At 67.1% G+C, this 18,484-nt stretch carries 19 protein-coding genes; 9 read left to right on the top strand and 10 right to left on the bottom strand.

Annotated elements, in window-relative coordinates; translation table 11 throughout:
• The 5 genes from K789_RS0117375 to K789_RS0117355 all read right to left on the bottom strand — a co-directional run.
• A partial coding sequence (locus tag K789_RS0117375; RefSeq protein ID WP_157835694.1) for a hypothetical protein occupies window positions 1-451 on the bottom strand: 451 nt, incomplete at its 3' end.
• 118 nt (window positions 452-569) lie between these two features.
• The gene (locus K789_RS0117370; protein WP_024367874.1) at window positions 570-2,441 is read right to left on the bottom strand and encodes a Na+/H+ antiporter; all 1,872 of its coding nucleotides are present in this window, start codon (window positions 2,439-2,441) and stop codon (window positions 570-572) included.
• A 74-nt stretch (window positions 2,442-2,515) separates the two neighbouring features.
• Complete coding sequence (locus tag K789_RS0117365) at window positions 2,516-3,964, bottom strand: S8 family peptidase (protein WP_084507660.1); 1,449 nt, start codon at window positions 3,962-3,964, stop codon at window positions 2,516-2,518.
• 182 nt (window positions 3,965-4,146) lie between these two features.
• Entirely contained in the window at window positions 4,147-4,464 is a 318-nt protein-coding gene (locus K789_RS0117360; RefSeq protein WP_035740129.1) for a DUF6221 family protein, read from the bottom strand.
• 54 nt (window positions 4,465-4,518) lie between these two features.
• Window positions 4,519-4,743 carry a hypothetical protein gene (locus tag K789_RS0117355; RefSeq protein ID WP_024367871.1) on the bottom strand — a complete coding sequence of 75 codons (225 nt, stop codon included), beginning with the start codon at window positions 4,741-4,743 and terminating at the stop codon, window positions 4,519-4,521.
• 204 nt (window positions 4,744-4,947) lie between these two features.
• Between K789_RS0117355 and K789_RS0117350 the strand changes: the two genes are divergently transcribed.
• A complete protein-coding gene (locus K789_RS0117350; RefSeq protein ID WP_237739632.1) occupies window positions 4,948-5,697 on the top strand; it encodes a GAF and ANTAR domain-containing protein in 750 nt (249 codons plus the stop codon).
• 35 nt (window positions 5,698-5,732) lie between these two features.
• On the opposite strand, the gene K789_RS0117345 is transcribed toward K789_RS0117350, so the two are convergent.
• Window positions 5,733-6,467 (bottom strand): GAF and ANTAR domain-containing protein, encoded by a 735-nt coding sequence (locus K789_RS0117345; protein WP_024367869.1) that lies wholly within the window; start codon window positions 6,465-6,467, stop codon window positions 5,733-5,735.
• A 206-nt stretch (window positions 6,468-6,673) separates the two neighbouring features.
• Here K789_RS0117345 and K789_RS0117340 point away from each other — a divergent pair, with 206 nt between their 5' ends.
• A complete protein-coding gene (locus tag K789_RS0117340; protein WP_024367868.1) occupies window positions 6,674-7,801 on the top strand; it encodes an LLM class flavin-dependent oxidoreductase in 1,128 nt (375 codons plus the stop codon).
• On the opposite strand, the gene K789_RS0117335 is transcribed toward K789_RS0117340, so the two are convergent.
• The 3 genes from K789_RS0117335 to K789_RS24135 all read right to left on the bottom strand — a co-directional run bounded on the left by K789_RS0117335 (window position 7,721) and on the right by K789_RS24135 (window position 11,062).
• Window positions 7,721-8,698 carry a CapA family protein gene (locus tag K789_RS0117335; protein WP_024367867.1) on the bottom strand — a complete coding sequence of 326 codons (978 nt, stop codon included), beginning with the start codon at window positions 8,696-8,698 and terminating at the stop codon, window positions 7,721-7,723. The two genes, K789_RS0117340 and K789_RS0117335, sit on opposite strands and share 81 nt — an antisense overlap.
• Window positions 8,699-8,720: 22 nt before the next feature.
• Complete coding sequence (locus K789_RS0117330; protein ID WP_024367866.1) at window positions 8,721-8,972, bottom strand: DUF2630 family protein; 252 nt, start codon at window positions 8,970-8,972, stop codon at window positions 8,721-8,723.
• A gap of 92 nt (window positions 8,973-9,064) precedes the next feature.
• Window positions 9,065-11,062 (bottom strand): glycosyltransferase family 2 protein, encoded by a 1,998-nt coding sequence (locus K789_RS24135; RefSeq protein WP_084507658.1) that lies wholly within the window; start codon window positions 11,060-11,062, stop codon window positions 9,065-9,067.
• A gap of 318 nt (window positions 11,063-11,380) precedes the next feature.
• Here K789_RS24135 and K789_RS0117320 point away from each other — a divergent pair, with 318 nt between their 5' ends.
• From K789_RS0117320 to K789_RS0117295, 6 genes are all read left to right on the top strand, one after another.
• The gene (locus tag K789_RS0117320; protein WP_024367864.1) at window positions 11,381-11,947 is read left to right on the top strand and encodes a type 1 glutamine amidotransferase domain-containing protein; all 567 of its coding nucleotides are present in this window, start codon (window positions 11,381-11,383) and stop codon (window positions 11,945-11,947) included.
• A 246-nt stretch (window positions 11,948-12,193) separates the two neighbouring features.
• On the top strand, window positions 12,194-12,625 hold the full coding sequence (locus K789_RS0117315; RefSeq protein ID WP_024367863.1) for a VOC family protein: 432 nt from the start codon (window positions 12,194-12,196) through the stop codon (window positions 12,623-12,625).
• Between the two features lie 57 nt (window positions 12,626-12,682).
• Window positions 12,683-13,033, top strand: coding sequence for a hypothetical protein (locus K789_RS0117310; RefSeq protein ID WP_024367862.1), 351 nt, complete (start codon window positions 12,683-12,685; stop codon window positions 13,031-13,033).
• 122 nt (window positions 13,034-13,155) lie between these two features.
• Window positions 13,156-13,365, top strand: a complete 210-nt coding sequence (locus K789_RS0117305; protein ID WP_024367861.1) for a hypothetical protein — start codon at window positions 13,156-13,158, stop codon at window positions 13,363-13,365.
• A gap of 80 nt (window positions 13,366-13,445) precedes the next feature.
• Window positions 13,446-14,246, top strand: coding sequence for an alpha/beta fold hydrolase (locus K789_RS0117300; protein WP_024367860.1), 801 nt, complete (start codon window positions 13,446-13,448; stop codon window positions 14,244-14,246).
• Window positions 14,243-14,917 carry an esterase/lipase family protein gene (locus K789_RS0117295; protein WP_024367859.1) on the top strand — a complete coding sequence of 225 codons (675 nt, stop codon included), beginning with the start codon at window positions 14,243-14,245 and terminating at the stop codon, window positions 14,915-14,917. The genes K789_RS0117300 and K789_RS0117295 overlap by 4 nt, the downstream gene beginning before the upstream one ends.
• Window positions 14,918-14,939: 22 nt before the next feature.
• Here the strand turns inward: K789_RS0117295 and K789_RS0117290 are convergent, their stop codons facing one another.
• Window positions 14,940-15,689 (bottom strand): GAF and ANTAR domain-containing protein, encoded by a 750-nt coding sequence (locus K789_RS0117290; protein ID WP_024367858.1) that lies wholly within the window; start codon window positions 15,687-15,689, stop codon window positions 14,940-14,942.
• A 256-nt stretch (window positions 15,690-15,945) separates the two neighbouring features.
• On the opposite strand from K789_RS0117290, the gene mgtA reads away from it, so the two are divergent.
• A partial coding sequence (mgtA, locus tag K789_RS0117285) for a magnesium-translocating P-type ATPase (RefSeq protein ID WP_024367857.1) occupies window positions 15,946-18,484 on the top strand: 2,539 nt, incomplete at its 3' end.

Genomic DNA, 18,484 nt, shown 5'->3' with positions numbered 1-18,484 from the left:
GGTACGCCAGCCGCAGGCGCCCCGCAATGGCGGTATCCATCCCGGCCCTGATCGACCAGGGGTCCACGGTCTGCAGTACCACCGGTCCCTGCACATGGCGGGAGAGAAAAAGGGCGTGTGGACCGTGGATCAGGGTGGCATCGCTCTGGGCTGACAGCCTGGCGGCGGTCGAAACGGCCTCCGCAGTGGAACGTTCGTGTTTTCCGACGCCGTTCAGCCCGGCGAATGACCGCATCAGCGCCGCGGCGCGGCTCCGGGGCGTGAGCACGTGCACCGCGGCGCAGCGGCTGCGCACCTCGTCCGGAAGCCCGACCGGGCCCGAGAACGTCAGCAGGGTTACGTCCACGTCCGCCGGCAGATTCCGCAGCACCTCATAGGGGATCATCGAGCTGCCGTCACCGAAGACGGGGTCCCGGTTGGGCACACTTTCTGTGATGTACAGAAGCCTCATTGCACGAGTGTACTTGACCCCGCGGGCATGCGGCCCGGCGTCCGGCAGCCCTGTTAGGGACCGCAGATCCGGCGGTTGCCCGCGGTCCTGGATGGTGCGTGGAGCCCGGGCCAGGTTGTCAGCCCAGAAGATCGTCCTCGTAGCACCAACGCCAGTCCTCACCGGGTTCGATACTCCGCATGACGGGATGGCCGGTCGCGGCGAAATGCTTGGAGGCATGGGTTCCGGGCGACGAATCGCAGCACCCCACGGTGCCGCAGGCCAGACACATTCTGAGGTGGACCGGCGTCGTGCCTTCCCGGGCACAGTCCGCGCAGTACGGGTTGCCGGGAACCCCGGGATCCGGTGCGGATTCCAGATGTGCGCACACGCCGCCGGGCTGGGCCACACCCTCGCCGCCGCCGCTGGACATGTCCAGGTCCTCCACCGCCGCGTCCAGCATCGATTCCTCAACGTCCAGCCGGTCCAGGACCGAGCTGAGGACCTCATGCGGATACCCGCCGCCGCGCCGCAGCTCCAGCACCTTCGCCCGCTCAGCATCCAGCATCGCCAGCCGCAGGTGGGCGTAGCGCTGGCTCGGCGTCGCCGCCTCCGCCGAGGGCCGGCCAAGACGTTCCCACGCCGCCAGCCCGCGTTCCTGGGTCCGCCGCTTGAGCATCGCCATCACTTCGGGCGGATCGGAGTCGGTCCGGAGTTCCTGCAGCCGTTCCACCCCCGCCGCCGTGGCCAGCTGCATCAGGGACGCCTGATTCAGGGCATCTTCACGCTGGTCCGGCCCCTGGACCCGCAGCAGCCGGACCAGCGAGGGCAGGGTGAAGCCTTGCAGTGTCAGGGTTCCTCCGACCACCACCATTGCTGCCAGTACCAACACGGAACGGTGTTCCAGGTCCGCGGGCAGCACCAGCACCGCCGCGAGGGTGACGACACCGCGCATGCCGGCCCAGGAGACAATGGCGGCGTATTGCCACGGCGGTGCCGGGTCTTTCCGCCGTATCGCCGGAACCAGCCGGGGCAGGTAGGTCGCGGGGAACACCCAGACTGGCCGGAGCAGCAGCACCGCCAGCAGGATCACGGCACAGCCGGCCCAGATCCGGGCTGCCCCCAGCGAGTCGCCCTGGACTCCTTCAACAATGGTCCGGACCTGGAGGCCGATCAGGAGGAAGACGGAATTCTCCAGCAGGAACTGCACCGTGTTCCAGTTGCTGCGCTGGCTCAGCCGAGCCGCGCCATTGGGCATGGACGGCGCCTTGGTGCCCATCACCAGCCCTGCGACGACGACGGCGAGGACACCGGAGGCATGGATCGCCTCCGCCGGGAGGTACGCGACAAAGGGTGCCATCAGGGACAGGGTGGTGTTGATCGCGACGTTCCGGATCCGCTTGCGCAGCTGGGTCAGCACGTAAGCCGCGGCCAGTCCCACCACCAGCCCGCCGCCGGCTGCGAGCAGGAATCCGCCGGCCAACCCGGCCGCGGAGACGGTTCCTGCGATGGCGGCGATGGCCGCCCGGAGACAGACCAGAGCCGTCGCGTCGTTGACCAGCGACTCGCCTTCGAGGATGGTGACGATTCTGCGGGGCATGCCCACCTTGCGCGCGATGGCAGTCGCCGCGACGGCGTCCGGCGGTGCGACGACGGCGCCGAGGGCAATCGCTGCGGCGAGCGGAATCTCGGGGAACAGCCACCAGACGACGAAGCCCACGGCGATCGTGCCAAAGATGACGTAGCCGACCGAAAGCAGGCCGATGGCGCGCCGGTTGGAGCCGAAATCGAACAGTGAGGTCTGCAGCGCCGCGGCGTAGAGCAGCGGCGGCAGCAACCCCACCAGGACGAGTTCGGGGTTCAACTCGATGTCCGGGACGAAGGGCAGGAACGATCCGACGACGCCTGCCAGCACCAGCAACAGGGGGACGGAAACATTGATCTTCCGACCTAAAGCGCTGCCCGCGCAAACGACCGACGCGAGTGCAAGCAATCCAAGGGCAACTTCCATGGGGCTATTGTGTCAGGCGCGGTTCTGTTGGCCGCACCCTGCGGCCGTCAGCCGTCCCCGGGGTCAGCGCCCCGTCAGTACCCTGCGATCTGGGCCAGGTATCCGTAGTACTGCCCCTTGATCGGGCGGAGTGGGTCGCCTTCGAAGCCGAAGCGGCGGTGCTCCTTGTTGTATGCGGCAGTCAGATCCAGGAACTGAGACATCAGGGCCTTGCCCGAGCCCTCACACTCCCCTTCACTGATGCACAGCGCCAGCGAGCCGGCGACGGCGGGGCTGGCGAAACTGGTTCCATGGGCCACCGCATAGCCGGCCGGCTCCGGGGACGTGGAGGAGATGCAGACCCCGGGGGCTGCGACAGTATGGGCCTTGTCCTTGGGTTTGCTGGCGTAATTGGAGAAGAAGGCCGGCCGGTCGTCCAACTGGCCGATCTTGGACCAGTCCTCGGCCCCGCAGACCGGGGACGCGAGGCCGTCCGGCTTGCCGTCGAAGTCCGCCATCGCCGTGGCGGTGAGCACCTCGTCGTAGGTGGCGGGAACAAAGTTGGCGATGTCTTCACCGGAGTTTCCGGCCGCCACGGCGTAGGCGACGCCGGCCTTGACCGAGCGGCAGATGGCGTAGTGCATCGGGTCCGTGCCCTTCCCGCAATTGGTGGTGTCGGCGCCCGGGCCTCCGATGCTGATGTTGGCCACCTCAATGTCGTTGTTTGGGTCCTTGTCCTTGCGCGTCGCCGTCACCCAGTCGATGGCGCAGATGAGCATTTCTTCCGTAATCACATCTGCGTCGTTCACGACGCGCACGGACCACAGCGGGGTTCCCGGGGCAGCCCCGATCACGCCCTGATTGTTTTCTTTGGCGCCGATCACACCGGCCACGAAGGTCCCGTGCCCGACTTTGTCCGTGGGGGTCACCTTGACCGGCGTGCCGGTGGAGCAGTCGATGCCGCCGCGCACATTGAGGTCCGGGTGGGTACCGTCGATGCCGCTGTCGATCACGGCCACGTTGACGTCCACCGGGTCCCGGGGTCCGTGGTGTTTCCGTTCGTCAGGGGCAGTGCCGCCAATCCTCTTCCACCACTTCGGCGCGACCTGGGTGCTTGGAGACGGGTCCTTGGGCTTCTGGAATTCCCGGGCCACGGTGACGAAGTCAACGCCCGGATCGGCAGCGAGGCGGGCCGCCGCAGAGGGGGTCATCGTGGCGGCGTACCCGTTCACGGCATCGCGGTAGACCGTGGAAACGGTCAGGCCGTAGCTGCCCTGCTGGGCTGCGGCCGCGGCACCGGGGTCAACAACGCCGTCCTGCAGCACCACGATGTAGCTCTGTTCCTGTTCGGCAGCGGTTGCGGGGACAGCCGCGACGAGGACTCCGGCCACGGCCAGGCTCAGCGCTGCGATGCCGCCGACGAAGGACCGTACCTGTGTCCTGATTTTGGGCGGTGGAGCGGCGTTGCCGGGATCTTGGCGTGGCCCTGCGGCTGCAAGCGCTGGCTCTCGTGATGATCCCGGATGGCGGACGTGGCTGAACATAGTGGCCTCCCTTAAGCGTCTTCGCTATTGAGCGCCCCCCGGTCCTAGCTTAGGCCCGCGACCGTGTATTGCACACGGGCCTTTGGATTAACTTGGAAGTGAACTGCGAAGGCAATCCGACGGCGGCAGGACCCGGCCGCCGTCGGACGCCTGACCCCAGCGCCACCGTTAAGTCGACGGCCCTAGACCCGGAGCCAGTCCTGCTCGAAGTCGGGGTGGTCGAAGTAGGGCAGGGCGAGCGCGTTGAGCGAGAGCGCCATCCATTCAAGCGACTGCGGGATCCAGCCGGAGTCGTGGCCAGGATCGCTGACCATCGCTGCAAGGGCAGCCTGCCGGGCGGATTCCACGATGCTGATCAGGCGCCGCTTCGCCTCACACTCGAGCAACAGGCGCTGTTCGTACCAGGCGCCGGATTTCGAGACAGTCCGGTCGCCGAGGAGGGTCCGCGCCACGGCCTCATCCTCGCTGATCCGCTCGGACAGGAATTCGACTATGTCCACACCGCGAGCGTACGCGCCGTTCTTGGCCGTCAACCAGCCCCGGCTGCCGCTGCCTTAGCGCGCCGCCAGGTTCTCCGCGTCCTCAGGACCGACGAAGCGGCATGATCCGTCGTGCCGCTCGGGCATGTCACAGGTCCGGCCGGTGGGCAGATGGACGTTGCCGCAGAGCCCGGTAATGGCAATATCCTCACGGACGTGCAGGCTGCTGAGGTCGGGCCGGGCTTCGCTGCCCTCGTGTATCCGGGGGCTGGCGGGGGCGTTGTGGTCTTGGCTGTTCATGTCTGCGTGGCTCCTTGGAGGGTCTGCGGTGCAGCAGGGTTGCCAGTCTCGATTGAGTCCGATGGCCCAGTCTCACACAGCGACGCTAAGGCGGGGTTACTACACCGTAAGTGCGTCGTCTCGGGCCGTGCCGGGAGGTGTTCACTGGGGGTATATTTCGAGGGAGAGCAGCATCGGGATTCAATGAGGCAAAAGAGGTGCGCCATGATGGTGCCAAGTTCAGCGGAAACCGGTGCCGGGGCGCCGCCTGTGCCCGGCGACCCGTTCAGCGCGGATGCTCTGGCCACGCGGCTGGGTGACATCGCCCGGGAGCTGCAGCAGGAGGACGACGCCGACTCGATGCTGGCCGGTATTGTGCACGCTGCCCTCGAGCTCGTGCCGCACGCGGCCGAGGCCTCGGTCAGCCTGGTCACTGGCCGCCGGACGATTGATTCGCGTGCCGCTTCCAGTGATCTTCCCCGCCGGGTGGATGCCCTGCAAAGCGAAACCGGGCAGGGGCCGTGCATGGACGCGTCCTATGACGAACGGGTCGTCAGCGTTCCCGACCTCAGCACCGACCAACGCTGGCCGGATTTCTCGCGGGCGGCCGTCAAGCTGGGGGCGCGGAGCATGCTCTCCTTCCAGCTCTTTGTGGATGGTGACCACCTCGGAGCCTTGAACCTCTTCGGGAAGGACGTGGGCGCCTTCGACGCCGAATCCGAGCGGATCGGGGCACTGGTGGCCGCCCACGCCGCCGTCGCCGTCGCCGGGAGCAAGCAGGTCAGCCAGCTCACCCTGGCCCTGGACACGCGGGACCTGATCGGTCAGGCCAAAGGAATCCTGATGGAGCGCTACAAGATCACCGCCCAGCAGGCGTTCCTGCTGCTGTCGCGGGCCAGCTCAGAGCTGAACGTTAAGCTGCGCGACGTCGCGGAAAGGCTCACCGTCAGCGGGGAAATGGCCAAGAAGCCCTGACGCCGGCCGGGCCGGGGCCGCCAAGTTCCCGGTTCTCAGCTGCCGGCAGCCATCGAGGAGTCATCGATGAGCCCCGAGCACACCCGGGACAGCGGCTCACCCTCGGTCCGGGCGCGGCGCAGCAACTCCTGGAGGGCCTGCTCCGCCGACAGCCCGTGGCGTTCCATCAGGATCCCGCACGCGCGGTTGGTATTGTCCCGGCCGGCGAGTGCACCTTTCAGCGGCGCGCTCAGGTGCCGGGGCGTTGCCGGGCCCTGGATATGGGCCAGCAGGGTCGCCGCGGGAACGGCGAACTTCTCCAGCAGGTGCCCGGTCGCGGCGGTATAGGCAGCCGGCAGGACAGCATAGAGCTTCAGGGTTCCGATGGGGCTGCCAGGGGCGGCCAGCGGCGTGCTGAGGGCGGAGCGGACGGGCAAGCCAGCGACAGCCTCGCTCCAGAGCGGCCACCGGGCATCCGCGGCGGCGTCGTGGACCAGGACCGTTTTTCCGGCCGTCCAGGCGTCGATGCACGGGCCCTGGCCCAAGCCGTGCTGGGCCGTGTCCGCCTGCCCCACGAGCCCTGAAGTCGCCGCGGTGCTGCTTCCGCGGCCCTGTGCATCAAACACCGAGATCCCGGCCCCGGCCGATCCCGGAATGGCGTCGCGCACAGCCTGGAGGAGCAACTGGAGGGCAAGATCGACCTTGTCCTCGGTTAGGAGCAGGTCTTTGATGCGCGCGAAGACGGCGGTCAGTTCATCCAGGGGGAGGGGATTAAATGGTTTGTTCAGCACTTGCGGCCTCATGGCGTGCGGGCACGGTCACCCTGCGTATGCCCCCTGCTGAGCCGGGACGCCTCATTCGGCGGTCCGATTAAAGCATAGCCCGCTGCGGCCGCGCAGCAGTAACAGCCCGCCGGCGGCGGGNNNCCGCCGGCTGACGCTTTGCGGGCGCCAAAGCCGCCCGGAACAAAACCCAACACTTGAATGTTCAATTAAATATGGACTTCGGTATCTTCACCTTCGGCGAACTTTCCCGCAACTTCAGCACCGGCAGGGCTTTGTCCCCGCAGCAGCGGCTGAGGGAGATCATTGAGCTTGCCAAACTGGCGGACCAGGCGGGCCTGGGATTCCTGGGCCTGGGCGAGCATCACCGGCGCGACTTCGCCCTCTCCGCCCCCGAAATCGTGCTGGCCGCCATCGCCCGGGAAACCACGACGCTGCGGCTCAGCACGGCCGTCACGGTGCTGTCCACGCAGGACCCCGTGCGGCTCTTTGAGCAGTTCGCAACCCTGGACCTGATCTCCGACGGGCGCGCGGAGATCATCGCCGGACGCGGCGCATTCATCGAGTCCTACCCGCTGTTCGGCCACGAACTGGAGGACTATGATGCCCTCTTCGAGGAGAAGCTGCAGCTCCTCCTGGAACTGCGGGACAACGCCGCCGTGACCTGGCAGGGGACGCTGACCCAGAGCATTCCCGGAATGGACATCGCGCCGCGCCCGGTCCAGGACAGGCTCCCCATCTGGGTCGGCGCCGGCGGAACCCCGGCCAGTTTCGCACGGGCCGGACGGCTGGGGCTGCCCCTGTTTGTTGCACTGCTGTCCGGACCCGCCCGGTTCCGCCGTCTGGTGGAGCTATACCACCAGTCGGCCGCCGACGCCGGCCACGACCCCGGAACCCTGCAGGTGGGTGCCGGCGGCCACTTCTACGCGGCCCCCACCTCGCAGCAGGCACGCGACACTTTCTACCCTTACTACCGGGCCTATTTCGAGCAGAACATGCCGCGCCCGGTGGACCATTTTCCGCGCTCCACCTTCGATGACTGGGCCGAACCCGGCGGCGGCCTCCTGGTGGGCAGTCCGCAGCAGGTCATCGAGAAACTGCTGGAAATCCATGACACGCTCGGCACCAGCCGCTACATGGCCCAGATCGGCCTCGGCGGCCTGCCGTTTGCCGAGACGGCCCGGTCCATCGAGCTGCTGGCCACAGAGATCATGCCGGCCGTGAACCGGGAAATCGGGACCGTTCAGCCGGTGCGGAGCACCTCAGCCGGCGGCGGCCAGCGGGATATCCAGGAAACCGCCGGAGGCATCCCAGCTGCTCGCGGTCCCGAGGTGCCGGCTTAGCCGCTGCATCCGTTCCGCGATGCGCAGCGAACCCGCACCCGCCAACCGGGCCTGGAAATCGGTGATCAGCGTCGGATACAGCCGCAGGCCCAGCGGCGTGCCACCGTCCGTGTCGAGCAGGAAGATGAACGACTGGTCGTTGCGCTCCAGCGGGTCCACCGCGTAGTCGTCCACGAAGTCCCCGGCGCTGTAGATGATCGGCCGGCCCCGGTAGAGCTCGATGCCGCGGAAGATGTGCGGCGAGTGCCCGTAGACGACGTCGGCCCCCGCCTCGATCAGGGCCCGGGCCAGCTCGCGGTGCTCGGACGGGGCGCCGGAGCCCCAGTTGGGCCCCCAATGCGTGGAAACGATCAAAAGCTCGACACGGGCCTTCGTCCGCCGGACCAGCGCCAGCAGGTCCGCCACCCGCCGGTCGCTGTCCACGACCGGAACGTAGAAGACGCCGGGCCCGCGGCCGGCTTCCCAGTCAGGCTGGTTGTCGGTAAAGGCAATGAGGCCGACGGCGGTCCCTGACACGCGGCGCACCGCAGGCCGGCGCGCGGCCTCCCGGTCCAGCCCGGCGCCGGCATGCAGGATGCCGGCCGCGTCGAGCGCCGGCAACATTTCCCGGAAGGCGCCTGCCCCGTAGTCCAGCACATGATTGTTGGCCAGCGAGACCATCCCGATCCCCGCGGAGCGGAGGCTTGCCACGTTCTTCGGGTCGGAGCGGAAATGGAACATTTTTCCGGCTTCCGGGTCCCCGCCAGCCGCCAGGACGCATTCGAGGTTGGCGATCGTGAGGTCCGCCTGGCGCAGCACGGAGCCGGTGTCTCCCCACGGGTAATCTGCGCTGACCCGTCGCAGCCGCTCGTTGACCAGCCGGCCCAGCATGACGTCGCCCAACAACCCGATCAACATGGCACACCCGCGTGTCTGGGAGCTAGGACTCGTAGTTTTCCACTTGCTTGACCGGGCGGGGCTGCGCCTCATCCGGGTTTTCACCGTACTGCCGCTTGGCCCGGCGCTGCCGCAGGAGGTCCCAGCACTGGTCCAGGTCCTCTTCGATGCGCTGCAACCGGGCATGCTCCGGGCCGTGTTCATAATCCGGCACGGAGGAGGGGGCCTTCTCGCGGAGCGCCTGCTCTTCTTCCACCAGCGCTGAGATTTGCTGCAGGATGTGTTGTTCGTCCATGACGGCCTTCTTTCGGGTAGCGGTCCTTCCGCCAGAGTAGCGAGGCCGCGATGAGCTGGCCAGAGGACCGTCCACCGGAGGCCGCTGCGGGTTCAGCCGATGCGCAGGGAGGCGGCAGCCGGAACGCCGGGCGGGAATCCCGGGATGGCGTCATCGGGGGTGTGGAAAATCCACAGTGACAGGGCGCGGTACGTGGCCCAGTCGCCATCCGCCGCCCGCAGTGACGATGTTTCCGAGCCGTCGGCGCCATCCCACACCCGCACGACCTCCAGGGCGACGGGCTTCGCGCCGGGAAGACCCAGGTGGACGCGCTGTCCTTCCTGCAGCACTCCCTGAGCGAAGCTCACCGCCGCCCCTCCCATGGAGATGTCCAGCAGTTGCCCCTGGACTCCGCCAATGGTCACAGGAGCCTTGATGGCTATCCGGTGGCCGTTCCGCCGCGAGGTCGCGAATTCGGATGCCCGGATCCGCCGGGTTCCCAACACCAGCACGACGCCGGCCAGCAGCAGCCAGGCGCCGGCGGCCACGGTGGACCCCGGGCTGGTCGCCCACGGCACCCACCCGGCAACGCCGGCCGCGGCGTACAGGATGACTGCCGCCACAACGATCACCAGGACATTCAGCACCTGTGGGGTGCGGCCGCGGAGCCTTGCGTCGGTTGCGCCCTTGGGGGTGACCTGGAACTCCAGCGATTGGCGGGATACCAGCCACCAGAGGCATGCGAGTCCCACCGGGACACGGAAGATCCGCAGGGCGAACGCCGTCGGCCAGTGGATCTGGTGCCGCATCAGCCGTTTTGAGCCCCACAGGCGGGTGCAGAACATGGCGACGAAGGCAATCAGGAATTCCACAGGCCCGGCCGTGGAGGTCTGTGCCCCTGAGACCAAGACGAGCATCGGGATCAGGAAAGCCACCAGGGTGGCGATGCCTTCGAGCCACCACAGTGTCCCGTTCAGGTATTCATGGAAGTTCCGCCAGGACATCCAGCTCTTGGCTGCCCAGAGCCGCTCGTGGGTCAGGATCTGCATGGCCCCCATGCCCCAGCGCCGGCGCTGCAGCAGGTACTGGTCCGCCGTTGCCGGCGCCAGGCCCACCGCGAGCGTCTGGTGATGGTAGACGGTTTTCCAGCCGGCCCGGATGAGTTTGAGCGTGGTGTGCATGTCCTCCGTGATGGTCTCCGTGGCCACACCCCCCACCTCGCGCAGGGCCTTCACCCGCAGCAGGGAGGTGGAACCGCACCAGAACGGACCGGCCCCGGCAGAGTTTCGGGCCGGCATCAGCACATTGAAGAACATGCCCTGTTCCCCGGAGATACCGTCGTCGTCGAAGGCCCCGGAATTGTAGAACGCCTGCGGTCCCTGGACCAGGGCGATCTCCTCATCGGCGAACCAGCCCAGGGTGGCGGTCAGGAAGGCCGGGAGCGGAACATGGTCGCAGTCCAGTACCGCGATGATGTCGATCCGGTCCTGGCCCGCTTCCTCCTCGGCCGCCATGAGGTCCAGGGCGTGATTCATGTTGCCGGCTTTGGCATGGTCGTGGTGCGGGCGGCTGACGTACCGGGCTCCCAAGGCGGCGCACATGTCCGCCACCCACTGCCGGTCGCCGTCGTCGAGCACCCACGTCTGGTGGGCGGGTTCGAGCGCACACGCCGCGGCGATGGTCGGGGCGAGGACTTCGACGGGCTCGTTGTAGGTCGGGATGAGCACGGCGACCTTCTGGCCCACGGGAGCCTCGTTCACGGGCGGCGGCGCGTGGCTGTCGATGTTCCAGAGCGTGATGGCTTTAAGTATCAGGCCGCCGAGCGGGAGCGCCTCAAAGACCACCAGGACCAGGGCGACGGTCAGGTTCCACCCGCCTGTGGGGAGGGTGAACGCCAGGCGCCAGGTCAGGTAGATGACCAGCGACCCGATCGCGGCGATACCGCCGATGTGGGCCATCCGGCGGGAGCGCGGGGCTTCGGGACCCGGGGTTCCCAGCTGCGCTGCCCACGAAGCGATCCCTGCGCGCGAGAGCGACTTCGCCGCACGGAGAAGATCATGGCTTACTACATCCTCAGCCGGGCCGGAAGAGTACTTCTCGAGCGTTGACATGCCATCCCATCAGCGGGGCAGACTCTGGAAGTCCCTCGCGTATCAAGCGTCGCACCGGCGGGCATGAAGCCAGCGCCAGCAGAACGCATGATCACCCAAGGATTTGCCCAAGAATCCGAAGGGCGTTGCCCGGACGGAAGGGGTCGGGGTATGGCGTCCATCGACGCCGGTCGTGGAGACCTCGGCAGGCAATATAATCAGCTTGCTTATTAGTTTGTTGCTTCCTAGAGTGGATCATGTAAGGCACCAATCTCTCCGAGTGGAGGATCCGGCCGGTTCAACGGCTTTCGGACCTCCCCGGCCACCAGAGGAGGACCCATGTCAAAGCACAACATTTCCGGGAAGAAAGTCGCCTTCCTGCTGACGGACGGCGTGGAGCAGGTGGAACTGACCAGCCCCTGGAACGCTGTGAAGGAGGCGGGTGGCGAGCCCGCGCTGGTGGCGCCCAGGAGCGGGAAGCTCCAGGGTTATGACGGCACCGAGAAGGGGCAGAAGTTCGACGTCGACCTCACCGCCGCCGAGGCGAACGCATCCGATTTCCACGCCCTGGTGATCCCCGGTGGCGTCGTCAACGCGGACCATCTCCGGGTCGACAAGGACGCCCAGGCGTTTACGCGCGCTTTCTTCGAGCAGCACAAACCGGTGGCCTCGATTTGCCACGGCCCCTGGCTGCTGATCGACGCCGGCGTCATCAGCGGCCGGAATGTCACTTCGTACCACACGCTCCAGACCGACCTGAAGAACGCCGGTGCCAACTGGAGCGACCAGGAAGTGGTGGTGGACCAGGGCCTCGTGACCAGCCGGAACCCGCACGACCTTCCGGCCTTCAACGACAAGCTGCTGGAGGAAATCGAAGAGGGCGAGCACGCCGGACAGACGGCCTAGCCGGCAACAGCGCCACGCCGGGGCCGCGCCGTTCCTGCCCGGTTGTTTGAGCGCCTGCCCTTCAACCAGCCTGCAATTCCGCGGATTTCCGGATCGCCGGGCTCTCTGGGCGGGCAGCAACTGGGCAGGAGCGCGCGGCACCTACCCGGAAGGGCCGATTTGGGGCAGGATATGCCCTGTAAAGTGCCCCGGCCGCGCCGCATCACGGCACCCCGGCCGGTGCCCCAGATGCAAGGAGTCCCGGCCATGACCACGCTCAATCCGTACCTGAGTTTCCGTGACAACGCGAAAGACGCCATGACTTTCTACCAGTCGGTATTTGGCGGCGAACTGACCATGAGCACCTTCGGCGAATACCACGCCAGCGAAGATGTCAACGAGCAGGACAAGATCATGCACGGCATGCTGACCACGGACAAGGGCATGGTGCTGATGGGCGCGGACACGCCCAACGGCATGGACTACACGCCCGGCAGCAGCATCTCCGTGTCCCTCAGCGGCTCCGACGAGGCCGAACTGCGCGGCTACTTCGACAAGCTCGCCGACGGCGGAAAAGTGACCGTCCCGATGGAGAAGGCCCCGTGGGGCGATGTCTTCGGCATGTGCACTGACAAGTTCGGAACCGACTGGCTGGTCAACGTCGGATCCGAGCCGGGCCAGGCGCTGGCCGCGGGCTGAGGTCCCGGCCCTCCCGCGCCTCTGGCTACCACCGGGGGAGGGGCGTATGCTCGCGCCATGGGCCAGGATCCGGTGGTATCGAACCCCGCGTTGTACCGGGTAGTTTTCGAGAATGAGCGTGTGCGTGTGCTCGAATACCGAGACGGGCCTGGCGACAAGACCGTGGAGCATGGCCACCCGGACAGTGTCATGGTCACCCTGAGCTCGTTCCGCCGCCGGCTGTCGGGCCATGGGGACGACATCGACGTCGCTATCCCCGCTGGGACGGCCCGCTGGCTCCCGGCGCAGGAACATTCCGGTGAGAACATCGGCGACACTGAGACGCACACCCTGTTCGTCGAACTCAAGGAACCCGCGCCTGGGACGCCCCCCGGCGATCCGGCCCCCCTGGGTCCGGCGGGCAGCTAACTCACGCCCCGCCAACGCCGCCACGCCCGCCGGCCGTATTCCACTCCCCCGTGGCCGCGGCTATCCTAAAGACGGCCGGGACACAGTAAACGTCGAGTCCACCCGGTCCAGAGAGGCATGCCATGACTGAGAAGCTTCACCTCACGCCGGAGGATGAATTCCCGGAGGACCTCAGCAAGGTGGAGGACAAGGAGCTGCAGGTCCTCGACAGCCAGGTTCAGCGGCAGCTGGACTACGAGTACGTGGCAGACGGCGAGCCGAATCCGGAGACTGAATTCAGGCACTTCGACCTCGATGAGGAGTTCAGCGAGCGGGACAAGCGGCAAGACTGAACGATTTATTGTCAGTATGCTTACTAGGCGCTGACAAAGTGGCGCAGAACAAAACCTGCGCCGACAGAAAAGAGCCCACCATGAGCAGGCCCGACCGCTTTGAGATCGAGTCCGCCGGCCATCTGGGCCATGTTTTTGTCTCCCAGGGACCGCCCGGCACCGAGGCGCCGCGCCCGGCCGTCGTCCTGATCCACGGGATCGGCGTCTCGCACCGGTATTTCACCAGACTGCACAGGCTGCTGGCGGAATCGGCGGATGTCTATTCGATCGACCTGCCGGGCTTCGGCGCCACACCGCGCCCGGAACGAACTCTCTCCGTCTCAGACCACGCCACCTACATCCTCGGCGCCCTGGAACAGCTCGGCGTCCTGGACTTTGTGCTCGTCGGACACTCGATGGGCACCCAGTTCGCGACCGAGGCCGCGGTTCAACAGCCTGGCCGGATTTCCCGCCTGGTCCTGATGGGGCCGGTGGTCGATTCCAAGCGACGCACCGTGCTGCAGCAGGCCCTGGCGCTCGGCCGGGACAGCCTGTTCTTCGAAAGCCCGTCCTCTAACGCCCTCGTCCTCACGGACTACCTCCGGTGCGGGCCCACCTGGTACCTAAAAACCCTGCGGGTCATGATGGACTACCCCGTGGAAGAGCGGATCTCCGGAGTCGAGGCGCCTGTCCTCGTGGTGCGCGGAGCCAACGACCCCGTGGCCTCCGTGGACTGGTGCCGACGGCTGGCCGGACGCGCGGACCGGGGGCAACTGCTGGAAATCGACGGCACCGGGCACGTGGTCCAGCACAACCGTTCCGGGGAAGTGGCAGACGCCATCCTGGATTTCGCCGGAATCCGCCAAACGGCCGGGGGGATCCAGCAGGGACGCCCGGCATGAGCGGGTTCCTTCAGGCCGGCCGCTGGTGGGTCCAGGACTACCTTTACGCCGCAGGGCGGCAGCTCCTCGGGGCCGTTTCCCGGACCAGGCCGGACGAGTTCCTCAGCGGGACAGGCCGGCCCGTCGTCGTGATTCCGGGGGTCTACGAAGACTGGCGCTTTATGCTACCGCTGGTTCGGCGGCTTCACGAGGCAGGCCATCCCGTGCATGTGCTGAACCTGCTGCACCGCAACCGGCTCGCCGTGCCCAAGGCCGCGGACCTGATCGCCGGTTACATCCGGGACCGTGACCTGTCGGACGCGATGATCGTCGCCCACAGCAAGGGCGGACTGATCGGCAAGTTCGTGATGATGCAGCTGGATCCGGAACGACGGATCGCCGGCATGGTGGCAGTCTGCTCGCCGTTCTCCGGATCGCGCTACGCCTCGTTTATGCTGCTGCCGAGCCTGCGCGCCTTCTCGCCCCGGAATGCCGTGACCATGCAGCTCTCCCGTGAGGAACGCGTCAACGAGCGCATCACCTCCGTCTACGGGCTCTTTGACCCGCACATCCCCGAGGGCAGCGTGCTGCCCGGCGCCCGGAATATCCAGCTGGACACCGCCGGCCACTTCCGGATCCTGGCCCACGAGGACACAATCCGCACCATTCTGGACACCGCGGCCACGCCCTAACCCGGCGCCGAGCTGCGCGGGGTTAGACGTCGAAGTGCGTCCTGGTCGGTCCCTTGCCGAGCGACTCCACAACCCCGGCCGCCACCGCGTGCAGCTTGATGTTGCGTGCGCTGGAAGCAGCCTTGAGGAGTTCGAAGGCCTCGGCCTGGCTGCAGCGGTTCTGCGCCATGATGATGCCGACCGCGACGTCGATGCCGGTCCGGGTCTCCAAGGTTGCCTTGAGGTTCGCCGCAGTGTCGCTGTAGTGCGCAAAACGCACCGCCAGCCGCAGTGCCAACGACGTCTGGCTAACAAAGTCCCGGGCCAGGCCCATGGCCCTGCCGTCGAACCGGCCGGACCGGTGCGAATAGAGGTTGAGGGCAGCACGGGTATCGCCGTCCAACAGGAAGGGCAGTGCCAGGATCGAGCGGACGCCGTGGCCGCGGACGGTGGCGGCGTACTGGGGCCACCGCCCGCACGTATCGAGGTCCCGGATATGAACGGTTTCCTGTTCCCGGGATGCCGTCACGCACGGTCCGTCTCCGAAGGCGTACTGGATTTCGTCCATGGCCTGGGCGGTGGCGCTGCTGCTGGCCACCGTCGCGGCCTTCCGGTGCCGGAAGAGCGTGATCCCGCAGAGGATCTCGTCGCCGGGCTCCGAGAGGCTGCGTGCGGAAACCCGCGCCAGTTCGCGCAGGAACTCCTCTACGTCGGAGCTGTTGAGCACCAGTTCGTGCAGGTGCTGGTTGGTTGAAGTTGCGTCTGTTGACGCTGCGGTTGAGTCGCTAACCACTGTTTCGTCGTGCCGTTTCACTCAGGTCAACACGATCCGGACGGGTGGCGCCCACGTGCAGGAGAGCGGCAGCGGCGGACGGCAAGCGGACGGATCGAAGAACAATCCAACGGCTTGCTGCAAAACCGTACCGGGAAATTATATACAGCCGGTCCCCCGCGTTCCTGACCGGACCGGCCACGGCCGGGAAGCCGCCGTGCGCGGCCAGCTTGCGGACGTACCCTAGGACATATCTCGACGTTCGAACGGAAACCCCATGCCTGAGCTCGATATCCGCGAACCGCGCTCCCTTCCGCTTGCGATCGCCGACGCCGCCCACCAACCGGTGGAAGAGGTCGTCGAGCGGCTGGGCTCAAGCATCGACGGACTCGGCAACAGCGAGGCGGCCCGGCGCCTTGCGGAGCTGGGACCGAACGCGGTACGCACCCATCAGGCCAGCGGATGGTCCGTCCTGGGCCGGCAACTGCGCAGCCCCATCCTGATCCTGCTGCTCGTCACGGCCGGGCTCTCGCTCTTCCTCGGCGACGCCACGAACTCGATCGTGATCGGCGTCATCCTGCTGGTCAGTGTCGGCCTCGGGTTCAGCAACGAGTTCCGCGCTGAACGTGCCGCGGAGGCGCTGCACTCCCGTGTCACCCACCGCGCAGTCGTGGTCCGCGACGCAACCCCGCAGGAGGTGGACGTCACCGCCCTGGTGCCCGGCGACGTCGTTCATCTGGCCATCGGCGCGATCATCCCCGCCGATATGCGGCTGCTGAGTGCGAAGGACCTGCTCTGCGATGAAAGCATCCTGACCGGGGAATCCATGCCGGTCGGAAAGGACCCCGCGCCCGTCCCCGGCGCGGCGGCGCTGGGGGACCTGACGTCGTGCCTGTTCATGGGAACGGTGATCCAGGCCGGCAACTGCACCGGTGTGGTGGTCTCCACCGGCGGGCGGGCCGAATTCGGCCGGATCGCCCTGGGGCTCGGGGAGCGCCAGCCCCAGACCGAGTTCCAGCTGGGCCTCCAGCGCTTCTCCTTCCTGCTGCTCCAGGTGGCGATCGGCCTCACGTCCCTGATCTTTATCGCCAACCTGCTGCTGCAGCGGCCCGTCATTGAGTCGCTGCTGTTCTCGCTCGCGATCGCCGTCGGGATTACACCGCAGCTGCTGCCCGCCATCGTCAGCACGAGCCTGGCCACGGGAACCCGGCAGCTGGCCAAGCGCAAAGTCCTGGTCAAACGGCTGGTCTGCATTGAGGACCTTGGCGACATGGATGTTCTGGTGACGGACAAGACCGGGACGCTGACGGAGGGCCGGATCAGCTTTACGGCAGCCCTGCCCGCCGGTCCCGGCATCTCCGCCGGCGAGCTGCTGACACTGGGGCTGCTTGCCACCGAAGCCGACTACGTGGAATCCCAGGCATCCCCGGTGGGCCTGAACCCGTTGGATGCCGCGCTGTGGGCGTCCGCCGGCGCGGCAGCCTTCGCGCCGGACCGGTATGAGCGCCTCGACGTCATCGACTTCGACCATCTGCGGCGGCGGACCAGCGTCCTGGTCAGCGAGGCGGGTGCCGCGGCCCGCATGGTCACCAAGGGGTCACCTGAAGATGTCCTGGCGCTCTGCGGAGCCACCCCGGCCAGTGTGCAGGCAATGCTGGATGAACAGTTCGACGCCGGATCCCGGGTGGTTGCCGTTGCGACCCGGGCGGCCGATGGCCTGACGGCGATCGGGCCCGCCGACGAAAAAGACCTTCTCCTCGCAGGGTTCCTGATCTTCCTGGACCGGCCCAAGGCCACCGCCCGCGCCTCCCTGGACCGGCTCGAGGAGCTCGGCATCACGGTCAAGATCGCCACGGGGGACAACGCGAAAGTGGCCGAAAAGGTCTGCGACGAGCTCGGGGTGCTCTCCGGCGGAACACTGACCGGCGCCGCGGTCGAGGCCATGTCCGATGCGGAACTGGCCGCCGCGGCGCGTGAGGCCAGCATCTTCGCCCGCGTCTCGCCCGAACAGAAGGCCCGGATCATCCGGTTGCTCCGGCAGAGCGGAGGATCGGTCGGGTTCATGGGCGACGGCGTCAACGACGCACTGGCGCTGCACGCCGCGGACATCGGCATCTCCGTGGACAGCGCCACCGACGTCGCCAAGGATGCCGCCGACGTCGTGCTGCTGGACAAGGACCTGGGCGTCCTGGCCGAAGGCGTGATGGAGGGCCGGCGGATCTTCGCCAACACCATCAAATACGTGCTGATGGGCACGTCCAGCAACTTCGGCAACATGTTCAGCGCTGCCACAGCCTCCGTGGTGTTGAGCTTCCTGCCGATGCTGCCGGGGCAGATCCTGCTGAACAACCTGCTCTACGACGCCGGCCAGCTCGCCATCCCGGGAGACCGGGTCGACAAGGAACAGCTCCTGGCGCCGTCGCACTGGGACATCGGTTTCATCCGGCGCTTTATGTTCCTTTTCGGACCGATCAGCTCACTGTTCGATTTCGCCACGTTCGCTTTGATGCTGTTCGTCTTCGATGCCGTTCCGGGCGAATTCCGGGCCGGCTGGTTCATCGAGTCCATCGTCACGCAAACGCTGATCATCTTTGTCATCCGGACCCGCCGGGTGCCTTTCTTCCGCAGCCGGCCGTCGGTGGGCCTGGTCGGTGCGTCCCTGGGCGTCGTGGCCCTCGGCGTCTACCTGCCGCTCTCGCCGCTGGCCGGTGTGCTTGGCTTCGATCCGCTGCCCGTCCCGTTCTTCCTCGCCCTGCTGGGGATGGCCGTGGTGTACCTGGTGCTGGTTGAAATGGCGAAACTCTGGTTCTACGCCC

The sequence above is a fragment of the Arthrobacter sp. TB 26 genome (assembly GCF_000427315.1).
Lineage (GTDB): Bacteria > Actinomycetota > Actinomycetes > Actinomycetales > Micrococcaceae > Arthrobacter.
This window is presented reverse-complemented; position numbering and strand designations above follow the sequence as displayed.

Excerpts from the sequence above, each read along its gene's own strand:
- K789_RS0117315 (WP_024367863.1), top strand. The coding sequence starts at position 12,194 with ATGACCACGCTCAATCCGTACCTGAGTTTCCGTGACAACGCGAAAGAC.
- K789_RS0117350 (WP_237739632.1), top strand. The coding sequence starts at position 4,948 with ATGATGGTGCCAAGTTCAGCGGAAACCGGTGCCGGGGCGCCGCCTGTG.
- K789_RS0117340 (WP_024367868.1), top strand. The coding sequence starts at position 6,674 with ATGGACTTCGGTATCTTCACCTTCGGCGAACTTTCCCGCAACTTCAGC.
- K789_RS0117310 (WP_024367862.1), top strand. The coding sequence starts at position 12,683 with ATGGGCCAGGATCCGGTGGTATCGAACCCCGCGTTGTACCGGGTAGTT.
- K789_RS0117370 (WP_024367874.1), bottom strand. The coding sequence starts at position 2,441 with ATGGAAGTTGCCCTTGGATTGCTTGCACTCGCGTCGGTCGTTTGCGCG.
- K789_RS24135 (WP_084507658.1), bottom strand. The coding sequence starts at position 11,062 with ATGTCAACGCTCGAGAAGTACTCTTCCGGCCCGGCTGAGGATGTAGTA.
- K789_RS0117355 (WP_024367871.1), bottom strand. The coding sequence starts at position 4,743 with ATGAACAGCCAAGACCACAACGCCCCCGCCAGCCCCCGGATACACGAG.
- K789_RS0117365 (WP_084507660.1), bottom strand. The coding sequence starts at position 3,964 with ATGTTCAGCCACGTCCGCCATCCGGGATCATCACGAGAGCCAGCGCTT.
- K789_RS0117335 (WP_024367867.1), bottom strand. The coding sequence starts at position 8,698 with ATGTTGATCGGGTTGTTGGGCGACGTCATGCTGGGCCGGCTGGTCAAC.
- K789_RS0117295 (WP_024367859.1), top strand. The coding sequence starts at position 14,243 with ATGAGCGGGTTCCTTCAGGCCGGCCGCTGGTGGGTCCAGGACTACCTT.
- K789_RS0117330 (WP_024367866.1), bottom strand. The coding sequence starts at position 8,972 with ATGGACGAACAACACATCCTGCAGCAAATCTCAGCGCTGGTGGAAGAA.
- K789_RS0117305 (WP_024367861.1), top strand. The coding sequence starts at position 13,156 with ATGACTGAGAAGCTTCACCTCACGCCGGAGGATGAATTCCCGGAGGAC.
- K789_RS0117320 (WP_024367864.1), top strand. The coding sequence starts at position 11,381 with ATGTCAAAGCACAACATTTCCGGGAAGAAAGTCGCCTTCCTGCTGACG.
- K789_RS0117300 (WP_024367860.1), top strand. The coding sequence starts at position 13,446 with ATGAGCAGGCCCGACCGCTTTGAGATCGAGTCCGCCGGCCATCTGGGC.